Source organism: Anaerosalibacter sp. Marseille-P3206 (assembly GCF_900155565.1).
In the GTDB taxonomy this organism is placed as follows: Bacteria; Bacillota; Clostridia; order Tissierellales; family Sporanaerobacteraceae; genus FUHM01.
In genome coordinates this window covers 2,152,780-2,175,237 of sequence record NZ_FUHM01000002.1, presented here as the reverse complement: position 1 = coordinate 2,175,237, position 22,458 = coordinate 2,152,780, and the positions used below count along the sequence as shown (strand labels likewise).

General features: G+C 31.9%; 22 protein-coding genes. 10 read left to right on the top strand and 12 right to left on the bottom strand.

The window, feature by feature from the left end; all coding sequences use genetic code 11:
- Positions 1-50 precede the first annotated feature (50 nt).
- The gene (gene queG, locus BQ9840_RS11800; protein WP_077369959.1) at positions 51-1,178 is read right to left on the bottom strand and encodes a tRNA epoxyqueuosine(34) reductase QueG; all 1,128 of its coding nucleotides are present in this window, start codon (positions 1,176-1,178) and stop codon (positions 51-53) included.
- Positions 1,179-1,257: 79 nt separating this feature from the next.
- Here queG and BQ9840_RS11795 point away from each other — a divergent pair, with 79 nt between their 5' ends.
- From BQ9840_RS11795 to BQ9840_RS11775, 5 genes are all read left to right on the top strand, one after another.
- Entirely contained in the window at positions 1,258-1,977 is a 720-nt protein-coding gene (locus BQ9840_RS11795; RefSeq protein ID WP_077369958.1) for a tRNA lysidine(34) synthetase, read from the top strand.
- 83 nt (positions 1,978-2,060) lie between these two features.
- Positions 2,061-3,179 (top strand): rod shape-determining protein RodA, encoded by a 1,119-nt coding sequence (gene rodA, locus BQ9840_RS11790; protein WP_077369957.1) that lies wholly within the window; start codon positions 2,061-2,063, stop codon positions 3,177-3,179.
- Between the two features lie 129 nt (positions 3,180-3,308).
- Positions 3,309-3,629: a PadR family transcriptional regulator gene (locus tag BQ9840_RS11785; RefSeq protein WP_077369956.1), complete on the top strand. Its 321-nt coding sequence runs from the start codon at positions 3,309-3,311 to the stop codon at positions 3,627-3,629.
- Positions 3,622-4,191: an HAAS signaling domain-containing protein gene (locus BQ9840_RS11780; protein WP_234978656.1), complete on the top strand. Its 570-nt coding sequence runs from the start codon at positions 3,622-3,624 to the stop codon at positions 4,189-4,191. The genes BQ9840_RS11785 and BQ9840_RS11780 overlap by 8 nt, the downstream gene beginning before the upstream one ends.
- 11 nt (positions 4,192-4,202) lie before the next feature.
- Positions 4,203-5,357, top strand: coding sequence for a DUF4097 domain-containing protein (locus BQ9840_RS11775; RefSeq protein WP_077369954.1), 1,155 nt, complete (start codon positions 4,203-4,205; stop codon positions 5,355-5,357).
- Between the two features lie 23 nt (positions 5,358-5,380).
- On the opposite strand, the gene nudC is transcribed toward BQ9840_RS11775, so the two are convergent.
- The gene (nudC, locus tag BQ9840_RS11770) at positions 5,381-6,217 is read right to left on the bottom strand and encodes an NAD(+) diphosphatase (RefSeq protein WP_077369953.1); all 837 of its coding nucleotides are present in this window, start codon (positions 6,215-6,217) and stop codon (positions 5,381-5,383) included.
- Between the two features lie 4 nt (positions 6,218-6,221).
- Positions 6,222-6,800, bottom strand: a complete 579-nt coding sequence (locus tag BQ9840_RS11765) for a thymidine kinase (protein WP_077369952.1) — start codon at positions 6,798-6,800, stop codon at positions 6,222-6,224.
- Positions 6,801-6,920: 120 nt separating this feature from the next.
- Between BQ9840_RS11765 and BQ9840_RS11760 the strand changes: the two genes are divergently transcribed.
- The 4 genes from BQ9840_RS11760 (at position 6,921) to BQ9840_RS11745 (ending at position 10,208) form a co-directional block, all read left to right on the top strand.
- Positions 6,921-7,700, top strand: a complete 780-nt coding sequence (locus tag BQ9840_RS11760; RefSeq protein WP_234978655.1) for an ABC transporter ATP-binding protein — start codon at positions 6,921-6,923, stop codon at positions 7,698-7,700.
- Entirely contained in the window at positions 7,693-8,496 is an 804-nt protein-coding gene (locus tag BQ9840_RS11755; protein WP_200804932.1) for an ABC transporter permease, read from the top strand. Before BQ9840_RS11760 ends, BQ9840_RS11755 begins: the two co-directional genes overlap by 8 nt.
- 72 nt (positions 8,497-8,568) lie before the next feature.
- The gene (locus tag BQ9840_RS12915) at positions 8,569-9,246 is read left to right on the top strand and encodes a helix-turn-helix domain-containing protein (protein WP_077368208.1); all 678 of its coding nucleotides are present in this window, start codon (positions 8,569-8,571) and stop codon (positions 9,244-9,246) included.
- On the top strand, positions 9,243-10,208 hold the full coding sequence (locus BQ9840_RS11745) for an IS3 family transposase (protein ID WP_077368205.1): 966 nt from the start codon (positions 9,243-9,245) through the stop codon (positions 10,206-10,208). The genes BQ9840_RS12915 and BQ9840_RS11745 overlap by 4 nt, the downstream gene beginning before the upstream one ends.
- Before the next feature lie 273 nt (positions 10,209-10,481).
- Here BQ9840_RS11745 and BQ9840_RS11740 read toward each other — a convergent pair whose 3' ends face one another.
- The 7 genes from BQ9840_RS11740 to purH form a co-directional block, all read right to left on the bottom strand.
- Complete coding sequence (locus BQ9840_RS11740; RefSeq protein WP_077369950.1) at positions 10,482-10,856, bottom strand: DUF1667 domain-containing protein; 375 nt, start codon at positions 10,854-10,856, stop codon at positions 10,482-10,484.
- A 1-nt stretch (position 10,857) separates the two neighbouring features.
- Entirely contained in the window at positions 10,858-12,123 is a 1,266-nt protein-coding gene (locus tag BQ9840_RS11735) for an NAD(P)/FAD-dependent oxidoreductase (protein WP_077369949.1), read from the bottom strand.
- On the bottom strand, positions 12,110-13,582 hold the full coding sequence (locus BQ9840_RS11730) for an NAD(P)/FAD-dependent oxidoreductase (protein ID WP_077369948.1): 1,473 nt from the start codon (positions 13,580-13,582) through the stop codon (positions 12,110-12,112). The genes BQ9840_RS11735 and BQ9840_RS11730 overlap by 14 nt, the downstream gene beginning before the upstream one ends.
- A gap of 171 nt (positions 13,583-13,753) precedes the next feature.
- The gene (locus BQ9840_RS11725) at positions 13,754-14,077 is read right to left on the bottom strand and encodes a YerC/YecD family TrpR-related protein (RefSeq protein ID WP_077369947.1); all 324 of its coding nucleotides are present in this window, start codon (positions 14,075-14,077) and stop codon (positions 13,754-13,756) included.
- A 130-nt stretch (positions 14,078-14,207) separates the two neighbouring features.
- Positions 14,208-15,878: a formate--tetrahydrofolate ligase gene (locus BQ9840_RS11720; RefSeq protein ID WP_077369946.1), complete on the bottom strand. Its 1,671-nt coding sequence runs from the start codon at positions 15,876-15,878 to the stop codon at positions 14,208-14,210.
- A gap of 219 nt (positions 15,879-16,097) precedes the next feature.
- Entirely contained in the window at positions 16,098-17,351 is a 1,254-nt protein-coding gene (gene purD / locus BQ9840_RS11715; RefSeq protein ID WP_077369945.1) for a phosphoribosylamine--glycine ligase, read from the bottom strand.
- A 26-nt stretch (positions 17,352-17,377) separates the two neighbouring features.
- Complete coding sequence (gene purH, locus BQ9840_RS11710; protein ID WP_077369944.1) at positions 17,378-18,910, bottom strand: bifunctional phosphoribosylaminoimidazolecarboxamide formyltransferase/IMP cyclohydrolase; 1,533 nt, start codon at positions 18,908-18,910, stop codon at positions 17,378-17,380.
- Positions 18,911-19,125: 215 nt separating this feature from the next.
- Here purH and BQ9840_RS11705 point away from each other — a divergent pair, with 215 nt between their 5' ends.
- Positions 19,126-20,541, top strand: coding sequence for a DDE-type integrase/transposase/recombinase (locus tag BQ9840_RS11705; RefSeq protein ID WP_077367778.1), 1,416 nt, complete (start codon positions 19,126-19,128; stop codon positions 20,539-20,541).
- 255 nt (positions 20,542-20,796) lie between these two features.
- Here BQ9840_RS11705 and purN read toward each other — a convergent pair whose 3' ends face one another.
- Both purN and purM read right to left on the bottom strand, forming a co-directional pair.
- The gene (purN, locus tag BQ9840_RS11700; protein WP_077369943.1) at positions 20,797-21,414 is read right to left on the bottom strand and encodes a phosphoribosylglycinamide formyltransferase; all 618 of its coding nucleotides are present in this window, start codon (positions 21,412-21,414) and stop codon (positions 20,797-20,799) included.
- Positions 21,408-22,436, bottom strand: a complete 1,029-nt coding sequence (purM, locus tag BQ9840_RS11695; RefSeq protein WP_077369942.1) for a phosphoribosylformylglycinamidine cyclo-ligase — start codon at positions 22,434-22,436, stop codon at positions 21,408-21,410. The genes purN and purM overlap by 7 nt, the downstream gene beginning before the upstream one ends.
- Between the last annotated feature and the right edge of the window lie 22 nt (positions 22,437-22,458).

Sequence of the window (22,458 nt, the reverse complement as noted above, 5' to 3'; positions counted from 1 at the left end):
GAAAAAGTTAAAAATTGTTCAAATATAGTATATCATATAATAAGGAATTTTTATGAAACATTGAATATTTTTTTGTGAAAATATTTTAACAATCTTTGCATTTCTTCTTTTACATCTATATCTTTTTCCACTTTTATAACCTCTGCTACTGCTTTAACGCCTATATTATAATCAGTTTTAAGTATAGCCCAAGCCGCATATTCTCTCACCATCGGACTAGAATCTAATAACACCTTTTTTAATAGTGGAATATTATGTTTATTTTTCATATTTCCCAAAGCTATCAAACAATTCCTCTTTAGAACATTTTTCCCTCTCCAACTCCCTGCCATAGACCCATATTTTTCTTTGAATTCACTATTTGACATTTCAAGCATTTCCTCTATATCAACAAATCCCTTTGTGACCTTAGGAATAAATTCCTTTGACTTACTTTTTATTGCTTCGCTATTTTTAGGGCAGGCAAGTTGACAAACATCACAACCATATATACTAATACCCATTTTTTCCCGTAATTCATATGGTATTCTTTCTTTTGTTTGGGTAAGATAAGAAATACATTTTTTCGGATTAAACTTATATGCTCCTTCTAATGCTCCTGTAGGGCAAGCTTTTAGACATCTTTCACAATTCCCGCACTTACTCTGTATAGAATTGTCACTTTCTATTTCTAAATCAGTCAATATATATCCTATAAAAATAAATGAACCATACTCATCATTGATAATTGAGCAATTCTTTCCATACCAGCCTACACCAGCCTTCATTGCCAATTCCCTATCTACAAGTGGTCCTGTGTCTACAAAAGACAAATATTTAAAATCAACTACTTTTTCTATTTCATATACAAGTTTATCCATCTTGTCTTTTACTACTCTATGATAATCTTCTCCCCAAGATGACTTTGAAATTTTCCCTTTGAGTTTATAACTTGGGTATTCATTGAAATCAACATTATAAGAAATACCTAATACAATAATACTATTACAATCAGGAAATACCTTTTTAGGATCTATCCTCTTTTTTATATCTCTTTCTTCAAATTCAGTTATCCTATTGTCTTCAATTCTTTCCAATAGATAATCCTCTATATTATCCAATATATTACAATCTGTAAAACCTATAATATCTATTCCTACTTTTCTTGCTACTTCTACAATAAATTGTTTTAATTTCATGTGCATCTTCCTTTTATTTTCATTATATTTATTATATCATTTAGTAAGAAGTATATAGAAGAAAAATGGAGGTTAAATTATGAAAAAGTGGTACAATAAACTTTTCTTGAATGATATAAGAAATGCAGTAGAAAAATATCATATGATAGAAAACAATGATAGAATACTAGTTGGACTATCTGGTGGAAAAGATAGTATATTTCTATTGTACTCTCTTATACTGTTAAGAAAATTTTCTTATTTAGACTTTGACTTAATAGGTGTTCATATAGATATAGGTATCGGTATTAATATGCAAGATGTAGAGCTCTTTTGCAAAGAAAACAATGTAACTTTTATATATGAATCCATTGATATTGTTGACAAAATATTTGACCAAAGTAAAAGCCCCTGTTACCTTTGTTCTAAGATGAAGAGAGGAGCTTTGGCTAGAATAGCTAAACAAAATGATATAAACAAAATTGCCTATGGTCATCACAAAACAGATGTAACTACAACATTTCTACTAAACCTTATATATACAGGAAAGCTCGAAACATTTAAGCCAAATATTTATAATGAAAAACATGATTTAAAATTAATAAGACCTCTTATTTATATAGATGAAGATATTATTGACAAAATTGTAAAAGATGAAAATTTGCCTTTAGGTAAAGATAAAGTTTGTCCTCAAGACAATTTAAATAAAAGAAGTGAAATTCATGAAATATTGAAAGAAATAGAAAATAAATACCCTGATTTTCAAGATAAAACAATAAAGGCCATAGAAAACTTTGACTACAATAATATTTGGAAGTAGCTAGTTACATTCAAAATAAATATTATTTCTTTACATTAATTATGATATAATTACAATTGAAAACAATTAAAGGAGTCATACAAATGTTGACATTTAGAAAAAAAATTCTTAAAAAATTTGATTTTGCACTGTTTATAACCGTAATACTACTTTGTATATATGGACTTTTAATGATAACAAGTGCAACAGCTAGCTTTGAAAATCCTCGTTTTGTTAAAGTTCAAGGAATCTCTATGATTTTAGGCATTATAGCTATTATATTCCTTACTGCAATAGACTATAAGTTATTGGGAAAATTCTATATGCCAATTTATATAATATGCAATCTATTGTTAGTAGCTGTACTGATATTTGGAACAAGCACTGGAGCTGGTGGTAAAAACTGGGGTTCTCGAAGTTGGTTATCTATAGGAGGTATTACTTTTCAACCTGCAGAATTTGTTAAAGTAGGACTAATAATATCTCTTTCACAGTTTATTGATAAAAATAAGAATAGTATCAATGAACCCTTTGTACTACTAAAAATATTATTATTTGCAGCAGTACCTATAGGACTAATACTTCTTCAACCAGACTTTGGAACAGCAGTTGTATTTGTGTTTTTCGTAATGGTCATGTTATTTGCAGCAGGACTTAAACTTAAATACTTTGGATATGCAATCATACTTGGTATTATAAGTTTGCCTATACTTTGGTTTTCACTAGATGATTTTCAGAAAAATAGAATATTCGTGTTTTTAGACCCAGAACACGATACTACAAATGCAGGTTATCAAGCGAGTCAAGTAAAAATCGCTATAGGTTCTGGAAAAATATTTGGAAGAGGATTGTTTAAAGGTGTACAAACCCAATTTGGATTTATCCCCGAAAAGCAAACAGATATGATTTTTGCTGTTGTAGGTGAGGAACTGGGCCTTATGGGTGGACTACTTCTTCTATCACTATATTTCATTATGTTCTATAGACTGATAAGGATTGCAAGAAATACAAAGGATACCTTTGGTTCTGTTATGATTTCAGGAATAACTGCTATGTTAGCAGTTCATATATGGGAAAATATCGGTATGACCATTGGTCTTATGCCAATTACAGGTATACCACTTCCATTTATGAGTTATGGTGGTACATTCTTGCTTATGAATATGATATGTATTGGTATAGCCTTAAGTGTAGGATTCCATAAAGAAGGTTTGAATTTCTGATGCTTTCAAAGACAGGGTGGAACATTTCCCCTGTCTTTTTTAAAGCATATATTTTTAATTCAGTACCTTGCATAAAAAGGTAGCGTAGTATATAATGTAGTTAATATACCAGTGAAAAGGAGAAAATCAATGAATATACAATTTAAAAAAGGAGTTTTAGAGCTTTGTGTTCTTTCAATGCTTCTTAGAAGAGACTATTATGGCTATGAGCTGGTAGAGTATATATCTAGATATATAGATATATCTGAAGGTACTATATATCCCCTTTTACGAAGACTAAAAAAAGATGGATATGTAACAACTTATTTAAAAGAATCTCAGGAAGGTCCTCCAAGAAAGTATTATGAAATAACTGAAGAAGGCAAAAAAGCTTATGAAGAACTAGTTACTGAATGGAACCATTTTATTCAAGGGGTTAATACAATTGTTAGGAGGGAATATGATGACTAAAGCTGAGTATATTCAAAGCTTAAGGACTTATTTAAAGAAGCTTCCACCAGATGAATTAGAAGATATCATCTATGACTATGAAGAACATTTCCAAATTGGATTATCCAAAGAGAAAACAGAAGAAGAAATAGCAAGGGAATTAGGAGATCCTAGAAACATTGCAAAAATGTACAATGTGTCATCAAAAATTGATGAAGCTGAACAAAATCCATCTACAAAAAATATTCTTAAAGCTGTTTTTTCTGCAATGGCACTTGGTATTTTCAATTTTATAATTGTTCTAGGTCCTTTTATTGCCATTGTAGGTTTACTCATTGGATTATACGGTCTATCCATAGGTTTTGTTGCTGGAGGAATAAGTGCAATATTTGGTACAATGTTTGTTCCATTTTCCTCTTATCAAGTGACTTTTGGCGTTAACTCTATTACATCTATTTCCTTTGGAATAGGGCTTACCGCTTTAGGAGCTTTGTTCTTTATTGCATGTATCTATTTTACAAAACTACTCTACAAAGGTACTATAAGTTATCTTAAGTGGAATGTTGATATTATTAAAAAATAGGAGGGGTTTTTATGAACGTAAAAAAACTAGTTGCCATTTTGGCGGGTATAACTCTTGTTGCTTTTGGTATTGCTTTTCTTTCATACAATTTATCTGGGCAACAATTAGGATTAAATATTAATCACAGGAACAAGTGGAATAATCACAGTGGCAAAGATTTTAAAGGACTAAATATAGATGCAGATGGCTCACAAGTAAAAATAGGTTTTAGCGGTATACATGTGAAAGATGAAGATGGTACCGAAGTGAAAATCAGTCCTAGTGGGGTATATGTAAATGACGGAGGTGAAGTTGTAGATATTTCACCAAAGGGAGTATATGTAAACGGAGAAGAAGTGGATCCAGATGAATATGATGATTTTTCATGGAATGGGGATTGTGAAAATATCAATACAAGCAAAAGCGAAAATATAACAGATGTAAAAGATATAGTTGTAGAAACTTCCTTTGTTGATGTAAACTTCATCCCAGATGATCGCAGTGATGTAAAAATTAATTATATTGGCAAAATAAATTCAAACCATATTCCTAAACTTAAAACAAAAATATCTGGGAATACACTCTATATATATGCAAAAAATGACAAATTGATAAAACCATTTAGTGTTAACTATTCTGATTTGAAATTAGATATTTATGTTCCTAAAAACTATAGCAATAATATTAATATTGTATCTACTTCTGGAGATATTGATATATCTAAAATGGATTTTAATGATTTAAATATAAGCACTGTTTCAGGAGATATTGATCTAAATGACTTGAAATTTAAAAATGCAGTTGTGAATACCACTTCTGGAGATTTGGACTCTTTAAATATATCATCTGATGAGTTTGTATTTAATTCTACTTCTGGAGATATTGAAGTAAAAGATGCCATTGGTGATATGCAGTTAAATACAACTTCCGGTGATATCGAAATTTCATATAAGGATTATAACAACGATATTAGTGCAAAGACTGTTTCAGGAGATTTAAAATTAATACTACCTAAAAGTTCAGATTTTCAACTTGATGCCAAAACTGTTTCAGGAGAACTAAGATGTAATTTCCCTATAACTGTAGAAGAAAAACAAAAAAACACTCTCGTAGGAACCGTTGGCTCAGGAAAAAATAAAATAGACATCGGAACAACTTCAGGGGATTTAAATATTTATTCTAAATAGAAGCGGGCGACCTTTGGTCGCCCCTACTGGTTAGTTTTAATAAACCATTTTATTAATTCTGTACCTATGCTTTTAGATTCTTTATACATACCAGGGATTTCTTCTTTACTAAACCAATCAGCATGGATTATTTCATCATTATCTTCTTTTATATCCCCGCCTGCATATTCAGCAGTATAAGCAATCATCATTGAATTTGGAAAAGGCCAAGGTTGACTTCCAAAGTATTTTATATTGTCTATTTTTATTCCTACTTCCTCAAACACTTCTCTTCTTACACATTGCTCAAAAGTTTCTCCAAGTTCTACAAATCCAGCTATTACGCTATACATTCCATCAGGGAAATTTTTGTTATGTGCTAGAAGTAACTTATCTCCTTTGGTAACTGCTACAATTATAGCAGGAGATGTTCTAGGCCAAGTGGTAAACCCACAAGCAGGACAAATAAGAGCTCTTTCAGTATCGCTTTTTTTCTTTTCCATTGGATATCCACAAACACCACAGTATTTATGAGTCTTTTCCCAGTTAAGTAACAATAGCCCTTTAGCTGCCATTAGAAAAGCCTCTTCTTCTAATAAAAATGTTAAAGGCTTCAAATCATATTCCATATATCCATTAGGTAATTTAACATCATCTTTTACTTCTGCCTTGTAACAATTAGCTCCATCAAAAGCTCCTATACAATCTATATGTTGTAAATTTGCATTCAATTGTCTTAAATCTTTTCCTCTTAATAATTTAATCTCTTGATCCCTTGAATCTACTATTATTTTTCCATTATTGTATAGTAAGCATAAATCCTTTTCACTTTCATCATATATTGGATTGATCGAAGACTCAAATCTTAAATACTTTGTCATTTTATCACTCCTGTTTTTCTTTCTTTTCTTCTAAAAAGCATTTCCTACACAAAGGTTCATATTCATCAGAAGCACCTATTACTATTCTTTCCTCATCTTCTGATTTTCTATGACTTACCCAAGCATCTGTACCACATTTTGCACATACTGCATGGTGTTTATATAGATAATCTGATATTGGCATAAGTTCTTTTACTATTTCAAAAGGCTTACCAGTATAGTCCATATCAAGACCTGCAACAACTACTGTCAAATTTTTTTCTAAAAATCCTTTTATCCCTTTAATTATCTCTTCTGGATTTCCTCCTAAAAATTGAACTTCATCTATCGCTATAACATCTGGTTTTATCTCTTCACAATATTCTTTGATTTCATTAATATCATTTACTAATATTGCACTAACATAAGTCAAATCATGAGTTACAATTTCATTTTTTGAATATCTATTATCAACTAAAGGTTTAAAAGCTAATGTGTTATACCCTGCTATTTTAAACCTTTTAATGTCTTTTTCTAAACTTGAAGTTTTACCTGAAAACATTGAACCAGTATGCACTATTAATCTTCCCTTGTATTGATGCAATTTTCGAACCTCCTTAATATTATTCCAAACTTAATTATAACATAAGCTTTTATTATTCACACATAATTGTTGATTTGAATATGATAAATTAACCATATTTTTGCAAAAGGAGGAGGGCCTGTGGAGAAGAAAAAAGTAGTTGAAATAAAAAATATATGTATGAACTATCATACCTTGAAAGGTGAAACAGAGGCTATCAAAGATGTAAATCTTGATATATATAAAGGTGAAATAGTGACACTAGTAGGTCCTAGCGGTTGTGGAAAATCTACTCTTCTCTCAATAATTGCTGGACTCATTAAACCGACAAAGGGAGAAGTTTTGATAAATGGAAAAAAAGCAACAAAAACAGCTAGTGATATTGGATATATGTTTCAAAGAGATCACCTTTTTGAATGGAGAAATATTCTTCAAAACGTCTTGATTGGATTAGAAATACAGGGAAAAGTAAATGAAGATAGCTTAAAATACGCAGAGGAACTTCTTGAAACCTATGGATTAGGCGAATTTAAAAACAGCTTTCCTAGACAACTCTCTGGTGGTATGAGACAAAGGGTAGCACTAATCAGGACACTAGTCATAAAACCAGATTTACTCTTATTAGACGAGCCTTTTTCTGCACTTGACTATCAAACAAGACTAGCAATTGCAGATGAAATAGGAGTAATCCTTAAAAAAGAGAAAAAAACTGCTCTAATGGTTACTCATGATATTGCAGAAGCTATTTCCATGGCAGATAGAGTAGTGGTTTTGTCAAAAAGACCTGGAACTATAAAGGATATTATTTCAATTGAACTTAGTTGTCCAGAAGATATTAGAACTCCTATGAAGTGTAGGGAAGCTCCAGAGTTTAGACATTATTTCAATAAGATATGGAAGGAGCTAGATGTCCATGTATAAGAATACATCTACAGAACACGAACAATATATAAAGAAAGTTAAGCATCGAAAAAAAGCCATATTTATAACACAAATTTTGATATTGGTAATTTGGTTAATTCTATGGGAAATATTAGCTCGATTTGGACGTGTAGATACTTTTCTAACAAGTTATCCATCTGAAATTTGGAAATTGTTTTTGAACTACACAAAAAATGGAGGTTTGTTTTATCACGTAGGTATTTCGGTGTTTGAAACAGTAATAGGCTTTTTAGCAGGTACTATATTAGGGGTAATAATTGCAATAATTCTATGGTGGTCAGATTTTCTAGCAAAAGTATTAGATCCTTATTTGGTAGTATTAAATAGCCTTCCTAAAACAGCTTTAGCCCCTATAGTCATATTGTGGGTAGGTGCTGGATATTCAGGAATCATAGTCACAGCTATTACAGTTTCCATAGTTATTACCATTATGAATGTATATATTGGTTTTACTAATGTTGACGAAGATAAAATTAGGCTATTACAAACATTTGGTGCTACTAAATTTCAAATATTAAAAAAAGTAGTGCTACCTTCTAATATTCCCACTATCATAAGCACTTTAAAGGTAAATATAGGTCTTTCATGGGTAGGAGTAATAGTTGGTGAATTTCTAGTATCTAAAGCAGGAATTGGATACTTGATAGTCTATGGAGGGCAAGTATTTAAACTAGACTTAGTTATGATGAGTGTATTTATACTTGCAGTAATATCTGCCATTATGTATCAACTAATTGCACTACTTGAAAACAAATACATGAAATGGCAACAATAAGGTGACAGATTGTGATATGATACTCCATAAGTAGACAAGGTAAATAACCAAAACTACTTATGGAGGTTTTTTATGGCAAAATCACCACATACTCCTGAATTTAAAGCGAAAGTATCTCAAGAATATCTTGATGGATTAGGCTCATTCCCTTTTTTAGCTAATAAATATAGTATTGGTCTGCAAACAATACAGTCATGGGTTTCCAAGTATAAACTTTATGGCATTTTAGCTTTTCAAAATAAAGCAGGAAATAAAAAATATACTTCCGAATTTAAAACAATGTGCGTAGAAGCTGTATTATCCGGAGAAGGAAGTGTTAATGATATAACAGCAAAATATAATATTTCAAGTCGTTCTGTTTTAAGTGGTTGGATTTCAAGGTATAATGCCAATATAGAACTCAAGGATTATGATCCTAAAGGGGAGGTATATATGGCAAATTCCAGAAGAAAAACAACTATAGAAGAGCGAAAAGAAATAGTTAAATATTGTATTGAACATAATCGTAATTACAAAGAAGCAGCAAGCCTTTATGATGTTTCATACAGCCAAGTTTACTCTTGGGTTAAAAAGTATGATGATATAGGCGAAGAAGGGCTAATAGATAGACGAGGACACCATAAAAAAGATGAAGAATTAGATGAATTAGAGAAATTACGTCGAGAGAATATTAGATTAAAAAAGAAACTAGAAGAAAAAGATATGGTGGTAGAACTGCTAAAAAAAGTGAAAGAATTCGAAGGGATGTGAGGCTTGGCAAACAACGTAACGAAAATAAGTATCTAGCAATAAAATACTTTTATGAAACAAAAATATGGAGTATTAATTGGATGTGTAAAGTACTTAACATATCAAGAGCATCATACTACAAATGGCTCCACAGAGAAGTACCTCAACAAGAATTAGAAAATATTGAATTAGCAAGATTAATAAAAGAATATGATGAAAGATTTAATCATATTTTAGGATATCGTAGAATGACATCTTGGATTAACCATTTCAATCAAACTAATTACAGTAAAAAAAGAGTCCATAGGATTATGCAAAAATTAGGTATTCACTCAGTAATCCGAAAAAAGAAGAATAAATACATTTCAGTTAAGCCGGAAACAATAGCAGAGAACATATTACAAAGAGACTTTTATGCAACAGAACCAAATCAAAAATGGGTAACAGACATTACAGAATTTAAAGTACCAAGAGAAAAGAAAAAGATTTACTTAAGCGCCATACTTGATTTGTATGATAGGTATCCAGTAGCCTATGTATTAAGTAGTAGAAACGATAACAAATTAGTATTTAAGACCTTTGATAAAGCAATAAAAGATAATCCATTAGCAAAACCAATCTTCCATAGCGATAGAGGATTTCAATACACAAGTAAAGTATTTCAAAGAAAACTGAAAGAACAAGAAATGAAACAGTCAATGTCAAGAGTAGGACACTGTATTGATAATGGACCGGTAGAAGGATTCTGGGGAATAATTAAATCAGAAATGTATCAAATGTATGAAATTACAGATGAAGAGTCCCTAAGATATGCAATTAATGATTACATGCGTTTTTACTCAGAGGAAAGATTACAAGACAGATTTAACTGTAAAACGCCATTAGAAGTTAGGACAGAAGCTTTATCAATTAAAACTCCTATAGAATACCCTATATCTGCGAATAAGAGAATAGAGAAGTACAAAGAAAAATGGACAGCATAAAAACTACCACATAACTTAGATGTCATGTGGTAGTTCATAAAAATTATTTTAGATATTTTACCTGTCTACTTGACAAGGGGCATATCATTGTGTTCTGTCACCTTATTTATTAATATGTCCTTAATTTTGTTATAATTTAGCTGGTCTAAATTTTTTATTAATATATATATACATTAATACTAATATTATAGAATGTAATTAATTATTCCATTGCATATATCATCAATCATTTATATAAACTCGCCTCTTTTCTTTATCATAAAGGTTTGTAAGTTAGTACCTGGCACTAATACTTCTTGCAGCTATTAGGTTTACTCCTGTGTCTAGGAGGTTTTCTATTATTATGTCTCCTTCGTTTATTGGAGCATAGGCTACTACTTTGTTTATAACTTTCATAGCTTCAAACATCTTCTCTTTTGGTATATATCCCTTGGTGACTACTGGAAGCCTTTTTAATGAGCTATTTTTAAGCACTACTGTACTTGTTAGAACTCTTGTAGGATTAGTTACTTCCTTTATGCCATAATCTTCTCCTCTTTTGCAGGTGTTCCCTTCAACTGTATAACCTCTTGGACTTTTTTCATCCTTTTTTATGGTAAGTCTACATCCTCTAGGACATACTATGCATATTTTTTCATATACATCCACCTTACTCCACCTGCCTTTCTACCGAAACTGTTAGTTCACGAATATTGTTTTCTTTCAGCAGTTTAGAGTCCAACACTATCTCTTCCATTTCACCAGGTGTTAGCTGCATTTTATTTATCTCTTTTAGTACAATATCATTTCCCTTTACAACTAGTTTTGCATTTTTGTAAATATCCGTAACCCTCATAAGTAAGTTTATATGCTCATCTAAGTTTTCTACCCTTATCACTTGAGGTACAATATATCTAATTCCTTCGCCAGCTTTTGTTTTTACCACTTGACCACCACATACTAACTCACCTTTCACATATCTTTTAGCACATCTACCTGCCTTATAGCTTTCCCTAGTCACATTGTCTACCAAATCATGAACATGAACTACATTTCCACAGGCAAATATCCCCTCAACACTTGTCTCCATAGATTCATTTACCACTGGTCCATTAGTTACAAGATCAATTTCTACATTAGCCTTAGTAGAAAGTTCATTCTCTGGAATAAGCCCTATTGAAAGAAGTAATGTATCACATTCATAATATGTTTCTGTTCCTGAAATAGGCTTCTTATTTTTATCTACCTCTGTTACTACTACTCCTTCAATTCTATCTCTTCCCTTTATTTCAATCACAGTATGATTCAAATATAATGGTATGTCATAATCATGCAAACATTGAACAATATTTCTTGTAAGTCCACTGGAATATGGCATTATCTCAACTACTGCCTTAACTTCTGCACCTTCTAATACCAACCTTCTAGCCATTATCATTCCAATATCTCCTGAGCCCAATATTACTACTTTCTTACCTACTTGATATCCTTCAATATTTATAAATCTTTGGGCAGTTCCAGCAGTGAAAATACCTGAAGGCCTTGTTCCTGGGATAGATATAGCTCCTCTTGGTCTTTCTCTACAGCCCATTGCCAATATAATAGCCACTGCCTTTATGTTCACAAATCCGTCTTGCTTATTTATATAACTTATTTTCCGCTCTTCATCTATATCTAAAACCATAGTGTCTAACTTATATTCTATTCCCATACTTTTCAACTCATTAATAAATCTTTCTGCATATTGAGGTCCTGTCAATTGTTCTTTAAATATATCTAAACCAAATCCATTGTGAATACACTGTTTTAGAATTCCACCTAGTTCATTGTCCCTTTCTAGTATAAGAATATTTGAAACTCCATTTTTCTTAGCTTCAATAGCTGCTGCCAACCCTGCAGGACCGCCTCCGATTATTACAATATCATATTCGTACATTTTCTATACCCCCTTCCACTTCATCTACTTCTTTGGTTGGCCCTGTAAGTATATATGAATCTTTAGAATCTTTAACTATCTCTACTACATCTACTTTTAATTCTCTAGCCAATATTTCCATAACTCTTGGAGAGCAAAATCCACCTTGACATCTTCCCGAACCTGGTCTTACTCTCCTTTTAACTCCATCAACAGTTCTAGCACCAGCATTTCTGTGTATTGAGTCTACTATCTCTCCTTCCGTAATAGTTTCACATCTACAGATTATCCTTCCATAGCTAGGATTCTCTTTGATTATTTCATTCTTCTCCTCTTCTGATAATTCTTCAAATCTTGTCATCTTTCTCCTTCTAGGATTGAAATCATCCTTTTTAATTAGTCCATCAAATACATTATCAACTAACTCAACTACATACTCTGCAATTGCAGGTGAAGATGTAAGTCCTGGTGACTTGATTCCTCCTACATTTATAAATCCCTTCACATCACTTGCCTCTCCAATAATGAAATCCCCCGTACTAGGATCATTTCTGAGTCCAGTAAAATTTGTAATAGTCTTATTAAAAGGTATTCCCTTCACACTTCTACCTGCAGTATCTTTTACATCTCTTAGTCCTTCCATAGTAGTTTCCTTAGATTCCTTTGTTGAAACGATTTTGTTATCTGGCCCAATCATCATGTTTCCATGAACAGTTGGAGTAACTACAACTCCCTTTCCATAAGGTTTAGGACATTCAAATATAGTAGTATTAGTTAATTTTCCTACACTCTTATCCAAAACATAGTATTGACCAGCTCTAGGAGTTACCACATACTTTTCCTCAGACACCATATTATTTATCTTATCTGAATAAATTCCCCCACAATTTATTACACATTCAGCCTCTACTATTCTTTCTACAGTCTCAATAATAAAACCTTCTTCTATCTTAGTTATATTTTTAACCTCATTATTTAAAAATAACTCTACACCATTATCTATTGCATTTTCAGCTAATGCTATGGCCAATTCCCAAGGACCAACAATTCCAGCTGTAGGAGCATATAGTGCTACTATTACCTCATCTCCAATATTAGGCTCCATTTCTAATACTCTTTTTCTATCAAGTATTTGTAAATTTGGTACACCGTTTATTTTGCCTCTTTCATATAATTCTCTTATAGTATTTTCATCTTCTTCATCAAATCCAACTACTAGAGAGCCTATTCTCTTAAATGGCACATCTAATTCTTCACACACCTTATCAAACATTGGGTTTCCCTTAACATTAAAAGTAGCCATCTTTGTTCCTGGTTTTGCATCATAACCAGCATGAACTATTCCCGTATTTGCCTTTGTACAGCCATTTGAGATATCATTTTCCTTTTCTATAAGTACAATACTAAGTTTATATCTTGAAAGTTCTCTAGCTATAAATGTTCCTATTATGCCTGCCCCTATTATTGCAACATCATACATCCCATCATCTCCCTTTAAAATAAGATAGCTTAAATATTACCCCTTTATATGTATATATACTTATTTACCTTATGTATTTATTCTCTAAATCAATAATATTGCCCACAAAAAAAGTGATTAAGAAATTTTCTTAATCACTTTTTTATACCCAAGGAGTCAAAGGACCCTGACTCAGTCCGATCTATTATCATATTCAGCTTTTGGATATCCCATCCTATCTAACACTAAATCATATCCATCAGCACCATAGTTTAAAGACCTATTGATCCTACTAATAGTAGCTGTACTTGCCCCTGTTTCAGCTTCAATTTCATTATAGGTTTTATTCATTCTAAGTAACTTTGCAACTTCAAGTCTTTGGGCTATAGATTGTATTTCTTTTATTGTACATATATCTTCAAAAAAACGATAGCACTCTTCCATATTTTTTAATTGTAATATTGCTTTAAAAAACGAATCCACTTGTTCATTTTTTATTTTAGAATCATATTTCACTATAGAACACCTCCCTTACCAATTTAATTCTACTTATAATTAAAAATTCCTTCTAATAAACTAATTAATTTTTATTCACAATGTTTAGATTGAAAAACTAGGAACCTCAATTAAGATTCCTAGTTTTTTTCTAAAATAGTCCTATTATTTCTCCATCTTCAAGTATATCCATTCTATTTGCTGCTGGTACTTTTGGAAGACCTGGCATTGTCATTATTTCACCAGTTAATGCTACTAAAAATCTAGCCCCAGCAGAAATCTTTATTTGTCTTACTTCAATAGTAAATCCTTCTGGTCTACCTAAAAGCTTAGGATCATCAGATAGTGAATATTGAGTTTTTGCCATACAAATAGGCATTTTATCCAATCCTAATGCTTCAATTTGTTTTATATCCTTCATACATTTTTGAGTAAAGTCTACATCTTTAGCACCATAAACTTCTCTTGCAATCTTAGTTATTTTATCTTTAATGCTATCATTTTCATCATAAAGAACTTTGAAATCTGAAGGTTCGTTTTCTATTACTTCTACAACTTTCTTTGCTAATTCTTCCCCACCTAAACCACCTTTTGCCCATACTTGAGTTTGAACTACTTCTACTCCAATCTCTTTACACTTATTAAATACTAATTCAACTTCTTTTTCAGTGTCAGTTGGAAACTCATTTATTGCTACAACTACAGGTACATTGTATTTTCTTACATTTTCTATATGTTTTTCAAGATTAGCAAAACCTTTTTCTAATGCTTCCAAGTTTTCTGTATTTAAATCCTGTTTTAAAACTCCACCATGATGTTTTAAAGCTCTAACAGTAGCAACAATTACTGCTGCATCTGGTTTTAAACCTGCCATTCTACATTTGATATCGAAGAACTTTTCAGCTCCTAAGTCCGCACCAAAACCTGCCTCTGTAACAGTATAATCCGCTAATTTTAAAGCCATCTTTGTAGCTAATACACTATTACAACCATGAGCAATATTTGCAAAAGGTCCACCATGTATGAAAGCAGGAGTATTTTCTAGAGTTTGAACTAAATTTGGTTTTATTGCATCTTTAAGTAATAATGCTAATGCACCTTCTGCATCTAAGTCTTTTGCATGAACTGCTTCTCCACTGAAGTTATAACCTATTACAATGTTTCCTATTCTTTCTTTCAAGTCAATTAAATCATCAGCAAGACATAATATAGCCATGATCTCTGAAGCTACAGTAATATCAAAACCGTCTTCTCTAGGCATTCCATTAGGCTTTCCACCTAGACCTACCACTATATTTCTTAAAGCTCTATCATTCATATCTAAAACTCTTTTCCAAGTAATCCTTCTTGAATCAATTTGCAATTGATTTCCTTGATGTATATGATTGTCTATTAAGGCTGAAAGTAAATTGTGAGCTGCTGTAATTGCGTGTAAATCTCCTGTAAAATGTAAGTTTATATCTTCCATAGGAAGTACTTGTGCATATCCACCACCTGCTGCACCACCTTTAACGCCAAAGCAAGGCCCTAGTGAAGGTTCTCTAAGTGCAGATATGGCTGTTTTCCCAATCTTATTAAGACCCATACTTAATCCTATGTTGACAGTAGTTTTTCCTTCCCCTGCAGGAGTGGGGTTAATTGCTGTCACCAATATTAACTTACCATCTGGTTTATCCTTTAACTTTTCTAAAACATCTAGAGATACCTTGGCTTTGTACTTACCATAAAGCTCTAAATCATTTTCTTCAAGTCCAATTTTTTCAGCTACTTCTACGATTGGTAGCATTTTCCCTTCTTGAGCTATCTGTACATCAGTTTTCACTTTTACTCCTCCTTATTTCAAAAATTTCACCTTTGTTTAATAATAATTCCCTATGTATTCCCTATTATTATTCCCCAAAAATAAATCATAAAACTAAAAATTCATTCTTTTCCTAATATATCATCCACGAATTAGTTTAACATACTTTTTAGAATTTTAAAATAGTTTTGCTTTTTAATATTCTTAGTTTCGACAAAAAAGGAGACAAACTTATGTCTCCTAAATATCTGCAATGTCTTTTCTATAACAAATACCTTCAAAATTAATTTTTTCTATGTTTTTATATGCACATTTTCTAGCTTCTTCTATGGTATCACCAAGGCAAGTTACAGAAAGTACCCTTCCTCCATTTGTTACTAATTCACCATCTACTATCTTTGTTCCATTGTGGAAAAGTATTATGTTTTTATCTAAGTTTTCTATACCACTTATCTTAAAACCTTTTTGATATTCAATAGGATAACCCTTAGATGTTGCAACTACTGTAACACATTTTTTATCAGACCAAATTAAATCATCATCTCTAAGAGTTCCATCAATTGTCTTTTGGAATATGTCTACTAGGTCATTTTCAAGACGAGGAAGTACCACTTCTGTTTCAGGGTCTCCAAATCTTACATTGAATTCTAATACTTTTGGACCGTCTTCCGTAAGCATAAATCCAATAAACAGTACGCCTCTATAGTCAATGCTTTCTTCATCTAATCCTCTTCTTATTTTCCTAAGCACTTCTCTCTCAATTTCCTTTTTCAAATCCTCAGTTAAAACTGGATTTGGAGAAAAACATCCAACTCCTCCTGTATTTGGTCCCTTATCTCCATCAAATATCTTCTTATAATCTCTAGCACTTTCCATTGGAACAATTTTTCCCTCAGTAACAAAGCAAAGTAAAGACATTTCTATACCAGTTAAAAACTCTTCAATTATGATAGTCTCTCCAGCAGAGCCAAACACTTTACTAACTATCATATCTTCAATTGCTTTTGTTGCTTCTTCTTTACTTTGGCATATTATAACTCCCTTACCCAAACACAAACCATCTGCCTTTATTACCAATGGATAACTAAATTCATCAAGTCCGTCAATTGCTTCTTCTTTAGTTTTATAAACCCTATACTTAGCAGTTGGAATTTGATATTTTTCCATAAATTCCTTTGCTACTATTTTGCTTCCTTCTAGTATTGCACCTTCTTTTTTAGGTCCAAACACTCTCAATCCATTTTCCTCAAACACATCTGCAATTCCATCTACTAGTGGATCTTCTGGTCCTACAACAGTTAAATCTATTTTATTTGTAATTGCAAAGTTCAAAAGTAAATCTATATCCTTAGGTGATATATTCACATTTTCAGCAATACTAGCTGTTCCTCCATTACCTGGTGCACAGTATATTTTAGACACTCTTTTACTTTGAGCCAATTTATATATAAGTGCATGTTCTCTACCACCACTACCTATTACCAATACCTTCATCTCATCACAACTCCTCTCTTAGAAGTTTAATGTTTAAAATGTCTCTTGTGTGTAAATATCATTGTTATCCCAGCTTCATCAGCTGCTTTTATAGAATCCTCATCTCTAATAGAACCTCCCGGCTGAATAACTGCAGTAACTCCAGCCTTTCCTAAAGCCTCGATAGAATCACTAAATGGGAAGAATCCATCAGAAGCCAATACACTTCCAACCACTTTTTCTCCTGCATGTTCTATTGCTTGTTCAACTGCCCATATTCTATTTACTTGACCCATTCCAATTCCTATAGTAGCACTATCCTTTGCCAACACTACAGAATTAGATTTTACATTTTTTACTGCTTTCCAAGCAAATAATAAGTCTTTCATTTCTTCCTTGCTTGGTTCTCTTTTAGTAACTATTTCTAAGTCTTCAATACCAACTTCTGTATCCAATTCTTGTACTAATAGTCCACCAAGAACTTTTTTCATGTCATACGCCTTATAATCATTTTTCATAATATCAGGAATTTCTAGTATTCTAATGTTTTTCTTTGAAGTAAGTACTTTTAGTGCTTCTTCAGTATAAGAAGGAGCCATCACTATTTCAATAAATATTTCATTTATCAATTTTGCAGTATCTACATCTATTTCCCTATTTGCTGCTATTATTCCACCAAAAATAGATACTTTATCACATTCATAAGCCTTCTTATATGCTTCTAAGATAGTATCAGCACTACCTATTCCACATGGGTTTGTATGTTTTACAGCTACAACTGTAGGTTCTTCAAAACTCTTAAGTATTTCTAATGCTCCATTAGCATCATTTATATTATTAAAAGATAGTTCCTTTCCATGAAGTTTATTAGCAGATGAAATAGTACCTGAAATATCCCCTATTTCCTTATAAAAAGCTGCCTTTTGATGAGGATTTTCTCCATATCTTAACTCTGCCTTATCTTCAAAAGTCAAAGTAAGAGTTTCAGGTAAAAATTCATCATCCAAACTCATGAAATAATTTGAAATAAGAGTATCATATTGACTTGTATGTTCAAATACCTTACAAGCTAAACGTCTTCTAGTATTGATTGAAGTTTTTCCTTCAGCCTTTAGTTCACTAAGAACAACTTCATAGTCCCTTGGGTCAACTATTACAGTTACATATTCATAATTTTTACCTGCTGCCCTAATCATAGAAGGTCCACCGATATCTATATTTTCAATTATCTCTTCATGAGTAACTCCTTCTTTTTGTATAGTTTGTTTAAATGGATAAAGATTGTTTACTATCAAATCTATAGGAGCTATGTCTAAACTTTTTAATGTCTCTACATGTTTCTCATTGTCTCTTACATGAAGTATTCCACCATGAATTTTAGGGTGAAGAGTCTTTACTCTTCCATCAAATGCTTCAGGAAATCCTGTTACATCTTCAACATCAATTACTTCCAATCCAGCTTCTTCTAATACCTTTTTTGTTCCACCAGTTGAAATTATCTCCCAACCTAAGCTTACAAGTTCTTTTGCAAAATCTACTACTCCACATTTGTCCCATACACTAATAAGAGCTCTTTTCATATTATCACCTCTATAATATAATCGGTATTGTCAAAAATATTAATATACATCTCTGACAATCCTTGATTTTCAAACATTTATCTTAATAAAAATATTTACCCCCTAAAGAGAGCTAAATATTTTTTGTTTTTATATACAAAAATGGATGACAAATATCCATTCATTAGTTATAATATCGTCGTCAAACAAATCTAACTAGAAAGGAATTGTCATCCATGTTCGATATTATAACTTATTTACTATACTTTATTCAAGTCCAAAATAACATTATTTTATATCTTCTATTTTGTTTAGGTGCTATTAAAGCTTCGAAGCTACCTGATGAACCCATTGATAAGCCTTATCGTAAACTGAAAGTCGACGAAATGCCTATCTTTGATAAGGTTAAGAAATATGATCACAAAGTTCTTTTAAAGAATTATTTGTTGGATAAAGGAAAAGAGCTTAAACCTGTTAACTCTAAAGTTCCTGTTCCTGAATCTATTTCTTGTCCTTGTTGTGGTGCTCCTCACATTTACATATACGATAACAACGGTGGCAGAGGCCAATTTAAATGCAAGGTTTGTGAATCAACTTTTAGCCGAAAAAATCAATTTTCCAAGTCTGTTATTTTAAGATGTCCTCATTGTAACAAGGCTCTTGAGCCTATTAAGGATCGTAAATTCTTTATTATCTACAAGTGTAAAAACAATGAGTGCTCTTTTTATCTTAAAAACAAAAATTCTTTATCTAAAGAACAAAAGGAGCTGTTTGAGATTAAGCCTCATTCTTTTAAAATGCATTATATTTACAGAGCTTTTAATATTAACTTTAAGCCTTTATCTAGAACTTCTCCTGTTAAAGGTTCTGTTTCTTTGCCAAGGATTTATGCTTCCAATCATGTTTTAGGTCTTGTTTTAACTTATTATGTTAATTATGGCCTAAGTGCTAGAAAGACTGCTGCTATCATGAAAGATATTCATCAGGTTGATATTTCTCATCAAACTGTTCTTAATTATGCTAACACTGTAAGTGTTATTACTAAGCCATTTGTTGACAATTACCCTTATGAGCTATCTGACTCTATTTGTGGTGATGAAACTTATATTAGGGTTAATGGTAAATGGCATTATATCTTCTTTTTCTTTGATGCTGTTAAGAAGATTATTTTGTCTTACCATGTTTCTCCTAATCGTGACACTCCTTCAGCTATTATTGCTTTAGATGATGTTTTGTCTAAATTTAAGGAAATTCCAAAGAATCTTAATATCATTGTTGATGGTAATCCTATTTACCTTCTTGCTCAACATTTTTTTGCCCAACATGATATATTTTTTGATGTTTCACAGGTCATTGGTCTTACTAATGATGATCCTGTTTCAAAAGAATTTAGACCACTTAAGCAAGTTATCGAACGTCTTAATCGCACTTTTAAAGGCAATTACAAATCCTCTCATGGATTTGGTGCCCAGCATGGTTCTGTTACTTTTGTTACATTGTTTGCTGTTTATTTCAACTTTTTAAGACCTCATGCTTCATTGGAAGCTAGTGTACCTGTTGTTATTCCTGAACTTGAGGATTTACCCAATATGCCTGCAAGATGGATTAAATTAATACAACTGTCTGAAGAATACATATCTTCTTGTGCTTAAAGTCTTGTTTTTAGATTCTTTGAGCCCAGCAGCACTAGCCACCGTAGGCTTGCCCTTGACAAAAATATTTAAGAAAATGCTATAATGAACATTTCAAGGGCTTATTTGCGTTGTCTTGTTTTTGAGTTCCCCTCGCCCTTGTTAGTTTTAACTAAGCATTTTCTTATTTTTTGTCAAGGGTGGCGGGAGATCCCACTCAAAATTTAATTGAAAAGTATTATTTTTGACTTTTATTTTTTCATAAAACTTTTTACATTACCATATAATCACTTTTCTTCCATCAAGCTTAATATTTCCCTCACAATAAAGCCTTACTGCTTCAGGTAATGCTTGATGCTCTACTTTAAGTACTCTTTCCTTTAGAGTTTCAACCGTATCATCCTCTTTTACTTCCACTACCCTCTGAAGTATTATAGGCCCAGTGTCAGTTCCCTCATCTACAAAATGTACAGTAACTCCAGTATATTTCACGCCATATTTTAGTGCTTCCTCATGAACCCTTTCTCCGTAATACCCTTTCCCACAAAAGCTAGGTATTAAAGATGGATGAATATTTATTATTCTATTTTTATATTCTCTTATAAATTCCTCTGAAAGAACCTTTAGATATCCAGCTAATACTACCAAATCCACATCTCTTGCTTTCAATTCATCTATAATCCTTCTATTATATTCTTCATCTGAATCATAGGATTTTCTATCTATCCATAGGGATTCAATTTTTTCTCTTTCCGCTCTTTTTAGTCCAAAGGCATCTTTTTTATTAGATATAACTGCTGCGATTTTTCCATTAATATATCCGCTATTAATATGATCTATTAAAGATTGAAGATTTGTCCCGCCACCAGATATTAAAACTCCAATATTTAGCATAGTTCTATCTTGTTCTCCCCTCTTTTGATTTCGCCAAGAACTACAAATTTTTCATCTTTGGATCTTAATAATTCTATTATACCATCTACATCTTCTTTCCTTACAGCAAAGACCATACCAATACCCATATTAAATGTATTGTACATATCATCTTTATTTATTTTTCCGTATTTTGCAATCACATCAAATATTGGAGGTATTTCTATATGGCTTGTATCTACAACTGCTGTAAGTCCTTCTGGTAACATTCTAGGAATGTTTTCATAAAATCCACCACCAGTAATATGACAAATGCCCTTTATGTCAAACTTTTCTACTAACTCAATCATAGGATCAGTGTATATCCTAGTTGGCTTCAATAGTTCTTCACCTAATGTACATCCCAATTCAGGAATATATGTGTCTACACTTAAATCATTCTTCTCGAAAAATATATGTCTAACTAGAGAATAACCATTGCTATGAACTCCACTAGAAGGAAGTCCTATAAGTACATTTCCTTCTTCTATTTTTGAACCATCTATTATTTTTTCTCTATCTACTACGCCAACTGCAAATCCTGCAATATCGTATTCGTCTTCACTATAAAAACCAGGCATTTCAGCAGTTTCTCCACCTATTAGGGCACATTTACCTTTAACACATCCATTTGCAACACCTTCAACTATATTTGCCATTTTTTCAGGTACAAGTTTTCCTGTTGCTATATAGTCTAAGAAGAATAAAGGCTTTGCACCTTGGCAAAGTAAGTCATTAACACTCATAGCTACACAGTCTTCTCCTATAGTGTCATGTACATCCATCATAAATGCAATCTTAAGCTTAGTTCCAACTCCATCAGTACCTGCTACCAATACAGGTTCCTTATAATTTTCTGAATCTAGTGCAAATAATCCTCCAAAACCACCTATATCAGATATAACTCCTTTTGTATATGTCTTTTTTATAAACTGTTTTATAAGACTTACTTCCTTGTATCCAGCTTCCACATCTACTCCAGCTTCTTTATAGGATTTACTCATCAGAACCTCTCCTTTCATTTGT

Excerpts from the sequence above, each read along its gene's own strand:
- purM (WP_077369942.1), bottom strand. The coding sequence starts at position 22,436 with ATGAGTAAATCCTATAAAGAAGCTGGAGTAGATGTGGAAGCTGGATAC.
- queG (WP_077369959.1), bottom strand. The coding sequence starts at position 1,178 with ATGAAATTAAAACAATTTATTGTAGAAGTAGCAAGAAAAGTAGGAATA.
- BQ9840_RS11775 (WP_077369954.1), top strand. The coding sequence starts at position 4,203 with ATGAACGTAAAAAAACTAGTTGCCATTTTGGCGGGTATAACTCTTGTT.
- rodA (WP_077369957.1), top strand. The coding sequence starts at position 2,061 with ATGTTGACATTTAGAAAAAAAATTCTTAAAAAATTTGATTTTGCACTG.
- BQ9840_RS12915 (WP_077368208.1), top strand. The coding sequence starts at position 8,569 with ATGGCAAAATCACCACATACTCCTGAATTTAAAGCGAAAGTATCTCAA.
- BQ9840_RS11705 (WP_077367778.1), top strand. The coding sequence starts at position 19,126 with ATGTTCGATATTATAACTTATTTACTATACTTTATTCAAGTCCAAAAT.
- purH (WP_077369944.1), bottom strand. The coding sequence starts at position 18,910 with ATGAAAAGAGCTCTTATTAGTGTATGGGACAAATGTGGAGTAGTAGAT.
- BQ9840_RS11795 (WP_077369958.1), top strand. The coding sequence starts at position 1,258 with ATGAAAAAGTGGTACAATAAACTTTTCTTGAATGATATAAGAAATGCA.
- purN (WP_077369943.1), bottom strand. The coding sequence starts at position 21,414 with ATGCTAAATATTGGAGTTTTAATATCTGGTGGCGGGACAAATCTTCAA.
- BQ9840_RS11755 (WP_200804932.1), top strand. The coding sequence starts at position 7,693 with ATGTATAAGAATACATCTACAGAACACGAACAATATATAAAGAAAGTT.
- nudC (WP_077369953.1), bottom strand. The coding sequence starts at position 6,217 with ATGACAAAGTATTTAAGATTTGAGTCTTCGATCAATCCAATATATGAT.
- BQ9840_RS11780 (WP_234978656.1), top strand. The coding sequence starts at position 3,622 with ATGACTAAAGCTGAGTATATTCAAAGCTTAAGGACTTATTTAAAGAAG.
- BQ9840_RS11735 (WP_077369949.1), bottom strand. The coding sequence starts at position 12,123 with ATGTACGAATATGATATTGTAATAATCGGAGGCGGTCCTGCAGGGTTG.
- purD (WP_077369945.1), bottom strand. The coding sequence starts at position 17,351 with ATGAAGGTATTGGTAATAGGTAGTGGTGGTAGAGAACATGCACTTATA.
- BQ9840_RS11785 (WP_077369956.1), top strand. The coding sequence starts at position 3,309 with ATGAATATACAATTTAAAAAAGGAGTTTTAGAGCTTTGTGTTCTTTCA.
- BQ9840_RS11730 (WP_077369948.1), bottom strand. The coding sequence starts at position 13,582 with ATGTATGATGTTGCAATAATAGGGGCAGGCATAATAGGAACATTTATA.